This window comes from Sinobaca sp. SA16-1, from assembly GCF_059510515.1.
Window position 1 is genome coordinate 262,395 of the sequence record NZ_JCAKFL010000002.1, and the last position, 12,154, is coordinate 274,548.

The following is a 12,154-nucleotide window of genomic DNA, read 5'->3' on the forward strand; positions in this document are numbered from 1 at the left end:
AGGGACTTTTATTATGATTTACAGAGCTTGCCTGCGGTACTGCTGCAAAAACTGCTCCATCTCCAGAACAGGGAGCGGCTTCGAGATTAGGTAGCCCTGGGCTGTCTCGCATTCGTAGGCTGCAAGGGCATCCAGCTGTACTTCCTCTTCCACTCCTTCTGCAACCACTTCAAGCTGCAGATGACGTCCAATATCGATAATTGCTTTTACGAGCGACTGCTCTTTCAAGCCGCTTAGGTCATCGATAAACGATTTATCAATTTTTATCGTATCGATTGGAAGTTTCTTCAACACGTGAAACGATGAATACCCGGTTCCAAAATCATCCAGAGCTACCCGGACACCAAGAGACCGTATGTCATCTAAAATTATGGAGGTTACCGCTACATCCTGCATAATTGACTCAGTGATTTCAATTTCCAGTTTTGTAGGGTTTAGGCTGGAGTCTTCCAGCGCTTCCTGGATTAACCTTAATATGTCTCCATATTTTACTTGATGCACCGATACGTTAACAGCCATCGTTCCATGAAACAATCCTGTTCGTTTCCATTGTTCCGCCTGGTGACAAGCTTCTTTTATTACCCAGCTGCCTAACACTTTAATAAAACCTGATTCTTCTGCTAATGGTATAAACTCAAAAGGAGAGATCTCTCCCAACTTTCGATTATTCCAACGCAGTAATGCTTCCATTCCAGTGACTTCGAGCGTTTGGACATTAATCTTAGGCTGATAGTGAAGCGAAAACTCCTGCCTGATGAGTCCCTGCTTCATTTCACTTTCAATAGTCATTTTGCGGTCAAGCTTTTGGTGCAGCACCTCATCATAAAAAACAAAGCTGTTTCTCCCATTTTCTTTTGCTGCATACATCGCAGCATCAGCATTTTTCAGCAGAGACTCGCTGTCCCTGCTCGTAGCTGGATAGCAGCTGATGCCAATACTCGGCGTGAGCAATATACGCTGGCCTGCTATTAAATATGGTTTGCTGAACGCTTTTTTGACTTGAAGGGCTGCCTCTAACGCGCTGTTTTTATCAGCATTATCTACTATGATCACAAATTCATCTCCACCTAACCGATAAATATCGTAAGGAAGATCTTTTTTCAGCCGATACGCGCTTTCCATTAATACTTCGTCCCCCACATGGTGACCAAGAGAGTCATTAATCACTTTGAAACGATCAATATCAAATAGTATTAGAACTAATTCTTTATTATCTTTTTTACAAGCCGTCACAGCTTTATCTATATTTATTTTAAAACTTGTGCGGTTATAAATTCCTGTAAGAGAATCATAATACGCCAGATGCCTGTATTCTTGTATAAGCTTCGTATTTTTTTTGGTCATAATATAATTTCTGCCCGCAAATAGTAAGAGAACGACGCCAACCGAAACACTGAGGATGTTTATATGCCGATCATAACTGTTCCAGGTGAAAAAAATGAGCAGGGCAATGCCGGCAGCAGGAAAAAGGATAAACGGTTGTTTTATATCTTCCCGGATCATCCACGTGTTCTCCTGTGCCCCTGTCCTTTCATATATTGACGCTGTACCAATCATAATAATCCCAAGCAGCCAAAACACTTCATTGACATTGACCGGACCTGCAGCAGCACCTGTTAATTCCAGGTAGGCCGTACGAAAATCACCGATATTCTGAAAAACAAATGCAGCAATCAGTATGTACATCACCGTAATATCACGTTTTATTTTTAAAAGATATACCAGATAGCCTGCAGCAAACAGCAGAATGATATCAACTAATAAAAAAGAAAGGTTGATGACGCTGTTTACAAAAGAATAATCAAACACCTCCAAAGCAAAGGCCGTAAAAAAATGCCCCATTACCGCTGTCGAAACAATCATAAAGACGCTGACGTTAAATACATGAATAGATATAACAGGCTCTCGGCTTGCGATAAAAAGCTGGTACAACAGCGCACTTAGAAACAAAAAGTATGAAATCAGCCAGGCAAGGCTGGATATCGAAGGAGGGATAGAAGATATTCCTAATAGCGCAGCGGCCAGCCAGATACTATAACCTGCTCCGTTAGCCACAATCCCTCTTCTTATCCATTTCCAAAACATACGGCGGTGTCCGTACGAGCCGGTAATGGTCCTGTTTATGTGAATAAAAGCCCATATGGCTCCTCCAACAGCAAAAAGGCTCGTACCGGCTGCTTTCCTATAGTCAGGCCCTTCATAAAAGAGCACCCAGAAAACCAAAGCAGCCACCCATAAAATAATAAGCATTGTATTTTTTCTATTATGTATTTTCATTAATCACCCTCCGACCTGTTAAGTAGCCCTATTGAACTATTTATACTTTCTACTATACAATATCTGCGGGCATTTCGTATGAACAATTTTTTACGAGGTCCCCATACATTGTAAAGAAAACAGCTTTTCTCCTCTTTTCTTTACCGGTCAAAATAGAGCTTTCAGATTCGTACTCTCTTTTCCCTTTTTTGTTGATTTTTTGTTATACTATGCTTCTGTGTCAAATTGAGATATGAAAGGAGCTTGTGCTCATGAAAAATATAGCATTTATTGTTATTGGAACTTTGCTGTTTGCAGTTTCTGTCACACAGCTGGCTATGCCTAACTCCATTGCGGAAGGAGGCATTATCGGCGCCGCACTGTTGATTTACTTTGGAACCGGGTTAACACCGAGTATATCGACTCCTGTCATTTTTCTGCTGCTTCTTGGGGTCAGCTTCAAATACCTCCCCCGCCATATGATATACAAGACCATATTTAACGTGTTTTTGCTGTCCTTTTTCATTTGGCTGCTGGAAGGGGTCTATGCGGTACCAATGGAAGACACGCTGCTTGCGGCGATTTTTGCAGGTATCATTACAGGCGTTGGCTTTGGATTCATTTTCCAGGCCGGCAGCTCGGTAGGCGGAACTTCTATTATTGCCCGGGTTCTTCATCACCAGCGAGGCTGGGACCTGACAGGTACAACGCTGGTACTCGATGCCGCTGTTGTTATTATCGGTATTTTTGTTATCGGCCCTGTATTTACGATGTACACGCTGATTGCGCTTTATATCGGCAAAGTGGTAACCGACTATGTATTGGGCGGCTTTGACTCCAAAAAAGCCATTAATATTATTTCTCCACACTCAGAAGAAATATCCCGCCGTATTACAACAGAACTTGGTGCGAGCGCTACCGTTTTTGATGCGTACGGCGAATACTCCAAAGAACAGCGCCGGGCGCTTTATGTTGTTATTCCAACTCATCGGCTGCTCCGGTTCAAACGGACCATTAAAGAAATTGACCCGAATGCGTTCATTGTCGTTCATAATGTCAAGGATGTATCCGGAGGCACATTTTCTCTTCCACATGAATCTTCATTTTCTAATCGTGGGTAGATAATAGATAAAACGAGAGCGGCGCCGGCCGTTCTCGTTTTTTATTATGACTCTTTTAAGCCCTGCCGTCCTGACTTTTTGTGAAGATACATATTAGTATCCGCAGCTTTATAAAGCTCCCGAAACGTTTGACTGTTTGAAGAAATGAGAAGCATCCCTAAAGAGGCTGATAAAGGAATCCCTGCTTTTTTTCCTGCCCCGGCTATGATCGACTCTATCTGCTGCTGAGCGGCCTGCAGATTTTCGGCAAAAGGCAGATATAAAATAAACTCATCTCCTCCAATCCGTCCGATAACAGAGGAGTCCGGCAGTTCTTTTTTTAATTTCCGGCCCACCTGCTGTAGTACTTTATCTCCTGCATCATGACCCAAATTATCGTTAATCTGCTTAAATTGATTTAAATCCATCACCGCAAAAATCCCTTTGTTCAGACGATTATTGCTCCATTCCATTAAAAATCCTTCACGATTATAGAGACCGGTTAAATAATCCGTATATACTTTTTTCTGCAGATGGGTGAATGAACGCTCATAATGATGAAGAGCATAGGAAATCAGAAAACCGCCGGCAATCGTTAATGCATTAACACCAATGATGCTAAGCGGCAGAATAAAACTGCCCGAAGCAGGAAACAAAAAAACCCCGCTGAATAATATAGTTGCTCCATATAAGACCGCTCCTGCTGCATTTAATAGCAGAGACCCGGATAAAGCGTATAAAATCAGCAGGATACCGGCAAAATAGAAGATAGGACTGTCCCATCCCCCCGTATACAAAACCGTCACCCCCCACCAGAAAAAAGAGATGATTAAATAAATGCTCAACAGCCGCGTACTCTGATGAACAATCATATGTTTAATAACGAAAGCTCCTGCACAGATAAAGATTGTCCATAGTGCCATTACCAGAGGAGGAAACGCAATAAGATAAATGCTGTCCCAAATAAGAAGCAGGCCAAACAATATATACATACCGTAAAACGACCTGATATGCCTCTTTTTCTGAAAAAGCTTTATGCTGTACAGCGCTCCCGGGGCCTCCAGGTTAAACTTCGGCATGATATATTCCATCTACCTGTTCAACAGGTACTTCATTCGGCCTGGCAAAGTAATATCCCTGAAAGAGCTCATATCCCATATTGGAAAGGTATTCAATATCTTCAATATGTTCGACACCTTCACCGAGCGGCTTCGCCTGTAAATGATGGGCAATATGGAGCACGGAAAGGGCCACGTTTTGTTTTGCCGGATCCCGGCTCACTCCATCGGCAAACTCTCTTGCTAATTTGACAAAGTCTGGTTCCAGGCTGGCCAGTTTTTTTAAGTCATTGGCTCCGGTTCCGACATCGTCGAGCGCATATTTAAAACCGTGCCTGCGGTAAAAGTTCAGGATATTTTTTAAATGATTTATATCTTTCACTTCATCGCTTTCCACGACTTCAAATACTACCTGCTCCGGCTCTACTCCAATCTGCTTAATTAATTCAAACGTTGTAGCAAGGCAGTGCTCCGGTACATAAATTGCCGTTGGAATAAAATTAATAAAAATAAGCTGATTGGTTTTTACAGCGGATGCATTTTTTACTGCTTCTATCCGGCAGGCTCTATCCAGAGCAAACAGCCGGTTTCGGGAACGTGCTGCTTCGAAGAGTTTAAATGGGGGAATAATGCTTCCTTCTATATCTACTCCCCGTGACAGCAGTTCGTGCCCTACGATAGAGGCCGTTTTGTTTTTTAATTCTACTATAGGCTGAAAATGAGTGCGGATGGCTTTTTTTTCAATTACCTCATCCACCCAGATCGTTAATTGCTGTGCACGAAGTTCTGCTATCGTTATCCTTGTCTCATGGTCCTCCGGCAGTGCCGCTTCCTTTTTGAGGACAAATTGGACAGTTCCTTCGGGGTAATGAGCCTCTAAATAATCAAGCAGTTCAAACAGAATCGTTTCCTGCGTCCAGAAAGCATGATTGTTTATGATAATCCACTCGGTTTCCGGATAGGATAAAAAGTATGGTTTTATTGCTTCTATATTTTGTCCGTTTTCAAATACAGCTATGTACCCTTTTTCTCTTATAACGCAGATATCGCATGATGGTGTCATGTCTTTCCCCCCTGGCATAGTATCTTTGTCTATATCGGTATCTTTCCTGCCTTTTTGCAGTCCGTTTTCGAACAATTTATATGAACAAAGGTGGATCCAGGCACAAAAAAACTCCTTTCCTTACAGAGAATACAAACATCTCTGTCGGAAAGGAGTATATGATGGTGTTTTGCTTAGCGGAAATCCTTCGTGTCATCCATGCTGTCACTAATAAGTCTATATCCTACTAGAGAAGCTATAACAAGAAAAATACTAATAAGTGTGCAGTTTTTCATTGAAGCATCCCTCCTTCTCTATTAAAATGCGGATTCTTTTATTTAAAACGGGCGGACTTTTCCTTTTTTCAATACTAGCTTTACGCCGCCAACAAGATAAAGGGAGCGGTTGTCAATTACCTTTTTCATAGTTGCTGCTTTTTTACCGGTTAATTTATACCCGTCGAAAATGCTTCCAATTCCATCGGAATTGCCAAGAGATGCGACCGTTCCTTTGTTATCAAAAACAAAGTCTTTAAGCGGTTCTTTTTTCATTAAGGCGATAATGTTGTCAGCTACATAATCAGCTTCCTGCATGGCCAGCTGCGCTGTTGGAGCATAAGGGCGGTCGCCTTCATTATCCCAAACCCATGAACAGTCCCCGATAACGAATAATTCTTCTTCGCCTTTCATACGCAGGTCGGCGTTTACATTCACTTTGCCTTTTACCATATCAAAGCCGGATTTTTCAAGGATTGGACTTCCTTTTACTCCGCCTGTCCAGACAATAGTGCCTGCTTTTACAAGTTCATTTTCTTCACCAATAATGAAGCCATCCGGCGTACATTCTTTAATTGGTGCTGCCATTCTAATTTCTACTCCACGCTCTTCCAGTGCTTTTCTGGCATACGTAGAGAGGTCCTGTTCAAACATAGGCAGTATAGAAGGTGCTGCTTCCACGTTAATGATTTTCACCTTGCTGCGGTCAATATCATATTTTCTGCAGAGCTGTGGTACTTTATCAGCTAGTTCTCCAACAAATTCAATACCTGTAAAACCGGCACCGCCGACAAGGATATTCAGGCTTTCTTTTTCTGCATTTTCCTCATTATTAAATTTGGCAAACTGATACTCAATATGCTCGCTGATCAGACGGCTTGAATCGATATCTTCGATAGCAAACGCATTTTCAGCCATGCCTTTGATTCCAAAATCGTTTGATTTCCAGCCGAGAGCTACGACTAAATAATCATACGTAATATCTCCATTTTCCAGAACGACACGCTTTTCATCTTTTTTGATTTCCACTACTGTATCGTAAACGAGTGTGGCCTTGTTTGGGCTGATTACATCGCTGATCATGACGCGGGCATCGTTGGGAGAGATAGTCCCTGCTGCTACTTCATGAAGCCATGTTGCTTCATAGTGATAGTTATGCTTATTTACCAGAACGACTTCCGCCTGTTCGGGAGACAGTTTTTGGATTAATTTTTTTGCAGTTGTGAGTCCAGCGTGGCCGGCTCCAAGAACGACTATTTTCGGTTTCGTACTCATTATTCCATTCCACCCTTCATTTTTCACGATAAAAAAAAGCATATAACATTGCTGTATGCTTTCTACACAAAGGCCATCGTGCTATGTGAAAATATTAACATGAATAAGAATCAAAAGCACTCTTTATTGCAACATTCCCTTGTGCTTACCCTTTATTTTCATAAATTAAGGAAAAAGACCGGCTGCCGGACCGGTCTTTTTCCCTATTATTTGAGTTCGTTCATAACTATAGTATGCATCTTGCAGTGTCACCTTTTCTGCTTCCATAATAAAAACTGATGACCTTATTCAAAGAAGCGTTCAATATATGTTTCCTCCCCTTGTCCTAACAGATCGACTCCTGCATAAGCTAAGATAGAAAATACAATACTCCAGAGAGCAATACTTGCCGTCACCCAGTAAAATGTCTGTTTTTTGGAGCCGCCTAGAGATATTCCCATAAAAGCTGTTAAATGACTCCCGACAAATAACGGCCCAATGACAGCCAGTCCAGGGAGACCATATTTCTCCCACAGCCGCTGCGCCCGCTGCGATCTTTTCCCTACTTCCTTATCTGGATGTTTCTTTTTTCTCCGTGATGCCACCCATTCCTGCACCCGGGCAATAAAAACGATCAGAAGCAGAACGGTCATAACGTTGCCGATCCATCCAATAAGAAACGCCGGCACAGCAGCAATTCCTGCAATGACTGCAATCGGAATAACCCCATACGCTTCAAAAAAAGGAACAGCAGATAAGATAAAAATCAGAACGTATATTCCCAGCAATTCAATAAAACCCATTATGTACCTCCATTTTGTTCAGTTGTATGGTCATTTTACCATTTTATGGTCCGTGTTAATAAATGGTTTATTAAAAACATTATGGTAATTGAAATTATTTTACGTTTTGTTTACCCTTTTCATTGTAGGGTACATTATATTATGATGAACTTTCTTTATTTCAGCGAAAAACCATTTTTATACGGATATGTTATTTTACTTATGTCAGGAGAATGCTCATGAACTACTTATTATATGGAAGCCTTGCCGGCCTGGTCCTGTCGCTTCTCGTCTTTTTTTCATTTGTTTCCTTCTTCTCTATGGAAGCCGCTCTGCTCGTTTTACTTATATTAAGCGTGCTGCTGTGCCTGCCTTTAATTTTCAAAGCACTTATGAAAAATCAAGTGCCCCGTCCGGGTCTGTTTGGATCCCGCGCTCCTGGACCTTTAACGACGGTCGAAACAAAAAAAGACTACACCCCTTTAAAGAAAACCCTTTTTTCAGCAGGTGCCGGTATTGGCATTCTCGTTGTTTTTCTTATCAGCGCTCTGCTGATTATGTAAACGAAGCGCCCGGAACAACAGCCGGATGCTTCGTTTTTATTAGGTGCCGCAGTACGTGCGGTACGGTTGGGAGTCTGCTTCTCCAGGGTCTGTATAGGCTTCCTGTTCATGAGAATAGGCAAATGGATTGGATAGGACGGTAAGCAGCCTTTGCATGACCGAATAGTCCCCTTCCTTTTCTGCGGCCGTTAATGCCTCTTCCACTCTATGGTTGCGGGGAATTACCGCTGGATTATTTTCTTTCATCATTTCCTGCACGGTTTCTGCAGAATCCCCCTGGCGCTCGAGTCTTTCAACCCAGCGTCCGTACCATTCTGTAAACGAAGCGTCAGTAAACAGCTCTCCTTCACCGAGCTGGCCGAGCGTAAGCGCCCGAAATGTATTCGTATAATCGGCGCGGTGTTCCTGCATAAGCTCAAGCAGATCTTCGACCAGCTTTTCATCTTCGATTTCTTCCGTTTTTAAACCGAGCTTTGCTCTCATTCCTTTCATCCATTCGAACTGGAATAGCGTAATGTAACGGGAGATTTCATTCTGCGCAGTTTCAACAGCTTCTTTGGGATCGTCATGAAGCAGTGGAAGCAGCGTTTCTGCAAAACGAGCCAGGTTCCAGCCGGCAGCCGCCGGCTGATTTTGGTAACTGTAGCGCCCCTGCATATCAATCGAGCTGAATACAGTTTTCGGATTATAGGTATCCATAAAAGCACACGGTCCGTAATCAATCGTTTCCCCGCTGATGCTCATATTATCTGTGTTCATTACACCGTGAATAAAGCCCGTGAGCTGCCATTTAGCGATTAATGCAGCCTGGCGTTTGATAACGTCCTGAAGAAAAGCCAGATACTTATCCTTTTTTTTATGCAGCTCCGGAAAATGCCGCTCGATTGTATAATCGGCCAGTGCCTGAACGTCTTCTGTTGTCCCCCAGCGTGCGCCGTATTCAAATGTCCCCACCCGAATATGGCTTGAAGCCGTGCGGGTCATTACTGAACCGGTTAAGACACCTTCCCGAAGTACTCTTTCTCCGGTAGTGGTCACCGCCAGGCTTCTTGTTGTCTCTATGCCAAGACCGTGCATTGCTTCACTGATAATAAATTCGCGAAGCATCGGTCCGAGCGCCGCGCGTCCATCACCTCCCCGGGAGTATTTTGTTTTTCCCGAGCCTTTCAGCTGGATATCCACCCTTTTGCCATCGGGTGTTATTTGTTCTCCGTATAATAGGGCACGGCCGTCTCCAAGCATAGTAAAATTACCGAATTGATGTCCGGCATAAGCCTGCGCCAACGGGTATCCGCCTTCTGGTGTTTTGTTTCCGGCCAGAACCTCCACTCCTTCTTTTTCCTTTAAAGCATCTTTATCAAGACCGAGTGAATCAGCCAGCCTCTCATTTAAAATGACCAGCTGCGGTGCTGGTACTGGATTAACTGCAAACGCCGTATGAAATAAAGATGGCAGCTCTGTGTAGCTGTGTTCCAGCTTCCATCCTGTTTTATTTTTATGGTCCTGCATGACATTCATCCTTTCTTTTTTTATATCTATATGACTGCAGCATGTGCCTGGTATTGAAAATATCTGTAACAGCTTCTATTATACGCTTCTCTTCTGCTGCTTTAAATCAATACGCCATATAAGCGCGACAACTCAAAAAGGACCCCGCCTTTTCAGCGGAGCCCTCTCGGGCAGAAATCAATTAATCAATGGATTTATCTTTATTCTGTAAGCTCCAGCAGATTCTTTTCCGGATCTTCTATGACACTTTCGTAATACCCATCCCCTGTGGTACGCGGTCCGCTCACTACGGTATACCCGTCTTTACCAAGCTTTGCGGTGATGGCATCAACCGCTTGTTTTGAGCCAAGGGAAAAGGCTACGTGCGCCCATCCAATGCTGTTTTCTTTAGGACGCTCCCCAATACCGGTTTTTCTCATTAATTCAAGGCGTGCGCCTTCATCAAACTTTAAGAAATACGACTCAAACTGTTTTTGTTCATTTACATACTTATCGTTTGCTGCTCCCCCGAAGTATGTTTCATAAAAGTCTCTCATAATCTCCAAATCTTTTACCCAAACTGCTGCATGTTCTATTTTCATGGCCACGCTCCTTTTACATGTTAACTATGTGTCCACTAAGTATAGCATGATGTTCACTTATTTATTGTTTTTTCAGTGGAAGCCCGCGTCGTGCCTATGCAAAGAAGGAAAGCCTGTTCCGGTTTTCCTTCCTGTAGAGGTTGTATATCGTCATTTTCTCGCTTCAGAATAGCCGGGTTTGCCATCAAAACTGTATAAATTCTCCACTTGAATCCAATCCAGCCCTGCCTCTTCTATCTGTCCCAGCAGCTCCTGAATGTCTTTGTGGGTGATTTCCTCTTTTCCTCTCGGCATAAAACGGCACCTCCAATGATCGGTAGTAAAAATATCCGCTGCTCCTTTAGGGTACGCATTCGCTCCTCTGTTTGTAATAACAGAAAGCTCCAGTGCTTTCCCTGACAAACGTTTTAGAGTCTCAGCTGTCTGCTCGACCGGCCGTCTATTTTCAAATAAAAATACATCGACACCTTCCAGGCGCCTGTTGACAGGAGAAGCTCTGTCTTCAGCTTTTAAGGAAACAGAGGAAGTATTCTTCTTTCTGCCTCTGCCTGTTTCATAATTCATTGGTTCGATCGTGTCCGGCTTTTGGCCGAGCCGCTCAATTACAGCTTCAGCAAATTCGTTCGTTCCGACGGACGGCGAGCCTTTTGCAATGTCACCGGTGTAGATTCCGTCTTCCAGCGTTTTAAACCAGGCGTTGTGAATACGCGAAGCTGTCTCAGGCTGATCTATATGCACGAGCATTTGAATCGCACCGTGCAGCAGTCCGGAAGGATTTGCAAGTCCCTGTCCAGCAATATCAGGAGCACTGCCGTGAATTGCTTCAAACATAGCATTTTCATCCCCGATATTTGCAGAGCCGCCAAGACCGACGCTTCCTGAAATCTGCGAAGCAATATCTGATCCGATATCTCCATATAAATTAGGCATAACTACAACATCGAACTGTTCCGGAGAATCCGCAATTTTGGCCAGACCGATGTCGACAATCCAATGATCGGTTTCCATTTCTTTATATTCTTCCGCTACTTCATTGAACACTTGATGAAACAATCCATCCGAGCGCTTCATAATGTTATCTTTTGTTACACACGTTACTTTACTGCGGTTATGTTCTTTGGCGTATTCAAACGCATGCCGGATCAGGCGTTCCGAGCCTGGCCGGGTAATTATCTTTAAGCTTTGCACGACCTCAGGGGTCTGCTGGTATTCAATTCCCGTATATAAATCTTCTTCATTTTCCCGAACAATAACCAGATCCATCTCCGGATGATTTGTTTTTACGTAAGGGGCGTAAGAGATCGTCGGCCGTATATTGGCGTACAATCCCAGGGAGGAGCGGATCGTGACGTTTAAACTTTTATACCCTCCCCCCTGCGGAGTCGTAATAGGCGCTTTTAAAAACACGTTTGTCCGCAGCAGGGATTCCCACGCGCTGTCCGGCACTCCCGTAGACCAGCCTTCCAGATAGGCGTCTTTTCCAATCTCAATAAATTCCGGTTCTACAGCAGCATCTGCTTTTGTTAAAATGTTCAGAACCGCGTCCATAATTTCCGGACCAATTCCATCTCCTCTGGCTACCGTAATAGGTATTTTTTTCATAAAAAAACCTCCTGTGTACGAATGTTCCAACTATTCTATAACATATCCCTATATATAGCTATTCACTACTTAAAGCTGCTTAAAACACAGGATTTCCATAATACACTGTATCTACGTTAATAGCCCTGCCAG

The 12,154-nt window shown here is 43.2% G+C and carries 10 protein-coding genes; 2 read left to right on the forward strand and 8 right to left on the reverse strand.

What is annotated here, in order from left to right; all coding sequences use genetic code 11:
• Positions 1-18 precede the first annotated feature (18 nt).
• The gene (locus AC5W2J_RS05430) at positions 19-2,277 is read right to left on the reverse strand and encodes a putative bifunctional diguanylate cyclase/phosphodiesterase (RefSeq protein ID WP_496058472.1); all 2,259 of its coding nucleotides are present in this window, start codon (positions 2,275-2,277) and stop codon (positions 19-21) included.
• Positions 2,278-2,528: 251 nt separating this feature from the next.
• Here AC5W2J_RS05430 and AC5W2J_RS05435 point away from each other — a divergent pair, with 251 nt between their 5' ends.
• Positions 2,529-3,377 carry a YitT family protein gene (locus AC5W2J_RS05435; protein WP_496058473.1) on the forward strand — a complete coding sequence of 283 codons (849 nt, stop codon included), beginning with the start codon at positions 2,529-2,531 and terminating at the stop codon, positions 3,375-3,377.
• Positions 3,378-3,421: 44 nt separating this feature from the next.
• Here AC5W2J_RS05435 and AC5W2J_RS05440 read toward each other — a convergent pair whose 3' ends face one another.
• The 4 genes from AC5W2J_RS05440 to AC5W2J_RS05455 all read right to left on the reverse strand — a co-directional run bounded on the left by AC5W2J_RS05440 (position 3,422) and on the right by AC5W2J_RS05455 (position 7,788).
• Positions 3,422-4,348 (reverse strand): GGDEF domain-containing protein, encoded by a 927-nt coding sequence (locus AC5W2J_RS05440; RefSeq protein ID WP_496058474.1) that lies wholly within the window; start codon positions 4,346-4,348, stop codon positions 3,422-3,424.
• A gap of 73 nt (positions 4,349-4,421) precedes the next feature.
• The gene (locus AC5W2J_RS05445; RefSeq protein ID WP_496058475.1) at positions 4,422-5,477 is read right to left on the reverse strand and encodes an EAL domain-containing protein; all 1,056 of its coding nucleotides are present in this window, start codon (positions 5,475-5,477) and stop codon (positions 4,422-4,424) included.
• Positions 5,478-5,794: 317 nt separating this feature from the next.
• Entirely contained in the window at positions 5,795-7,006 is a 1,212-nt protein-coding gene (locus tag AC5W2J_RS05450; protein ID WP_496058476.1) for an NAD(P)/FAD-dependent oxidoreductase, read from the reverse strand.
• Positions 7,007-7,290: 284 nt separating this feature from the next.
• A complete protein-coding gene (locus AC5W2J_RS05455; protein WP_496058477.1) occupies positions 7,291-7,788 on the reverse strand; it encodes a small multi-drug export protein in 498 nt (165 codons plus the stop codon).
• A gap of 218 nt (positions 7,789-8,006) precedes the next feature.
• On the opposite strand from AC5W2J_RS05455, the gene AC5W2J_RS05460 reads away from it, so the two are divergent.
• On the forward strand, positions 8,007-8,330 hold the full coding sequence (locus AC5W2J_RS05460) for a hypothetical protein (RefSeq protein WP_496058478.1): 324 nt from the start codon (positions 8,007-8,009) through the stop codon (positions 8,328-8,330).
• A 39-nt stretch (positions 8,331-8,369) separates the two neighbouring features.
• On the opposite strand, the gene AC5W2J_RS05465 is transcribed toward AC5W2J_RS05460, so the two are convergent.
• The 3 genes from AC5W2J_RS05465 to AC5W2J_RS05475 all read right to left on the reverse strand — a co-directional run bounded on the left by AC5W2J_RS05465 (position 8,370) and on the right by AC5W2J_RS05475 (position 12,022).
• Positions 8,370-9,848: a protein adenylyltransferase SelO gene (locus AC5W2J_RS05465; RefSeq protein ID WP_496058479.1), complete on the reverse strand. Its 1,479-nt coding sequence runs from the start codon at positions 9,846-9,848 to the stop codon at positions 8,370-8,372.
• A 191-nt stretch (positions 9,849-10,039) separates the two neighbouring features.
• Complete coding sequence (locus tag AC5W2J_RS05470) at positions 10,040-10,420, reverse strand: VOC family protein (RefSeq protein WP_496058480.1); 381 nt, start codon at positions 10,418-10,420, stop codon at positions 10,040-10,042.
• Positions 10,421-10,570: 150 nt separating this feature from the next.
• Positions 10,571-12,022 carry an NADP-dependent isocitrate dehydrogenase gene (locus tag AC5W2J_RS05475; protein WP_496058481.1) on the reverse strand — a complete coding sequence of 484 codons (1,452 nt, stop codon included), beginning with the start codon at positions 12,020-12,022 and terminating at the stop codon, positions 10,571-10,573.
• Between the last annotated feature and the right edge of the window lie 132 nt (positions 12,023-12,154).

Bases quoted from the DNA above. Each gene is read 5' to 3' on its own strand.
- AC5W2J_RS05430 (WP_496058472.1), bottom strand. From the start codon at position 2,277: ATGAAAATACATAATAGAAAAAATACAATGCTTATTATTTTATGGGTG.
- AC5W2J_RS05435 (WP_496058473.1), top strand. From the start codon at position 2,529: ATGAAAAATATAGCATTTATTGTTATTGGAACTTTGCTGTTTGCAGTT.
- AC5W2J_RS05440 (WP_496058474.1), bottom strand. From the start codon at position 4,348: ATGTATATATTGTTTGGCCTGCTTCTTATTTGGGACAGCATTTATCTT.
- AC5W2J_RS05445 (WP_496058475.1), bottom strand. From the start codon at position 5,477: ATGACACCATCATGCGATATCTGCGTTATAAGAGAAAAAGGGTACATA.
- AC5W2J_RS05450 (WP_496058476.1), bottom strand. From the start codon at position 7,006: ATGAGTACGAAACCGAAAATAGTCGTTCTTGGAGCCGGCCACGCTGGA.
- AC5W2J_RS05455 (WP_496058477.1), bottom strand. From the start codon at position 7,788: ATGGGTTTTATTGAATTGCTGGGAATATACGTTCTGATTTTTATCTTA.
- AC5W2J_RS05460 (WP_496058478.1), top strand. From the start codon at position 8,007: ATGAACTACTTATTATATGGAAGCCTTGCCGGCCTGGTCCTGTCGCTT.
- AC5W2J_RS05465 (WP_496058479.1), bottom strand. From the start codon at position 9,848: ATGAATGTCATGCAGGACCATAAAAATAAAACAGGATGGAAGCTGGAA.
- AC5W2J_RS05470 (WP_496058480.1), bottom strand. From the start codon at position 10,420: ATGAAAATAGAACATGCAGCAGTTTGGGTAAAAGATTTGGAGATTATG.
- AC5W2J_RS05475 (WP_496058481.1), bottom strand. From the start codon at position 12,022: ATGAAAAAAATACCTATTACGGTAGCCAGAGGAGATGGAATTGGTCCG.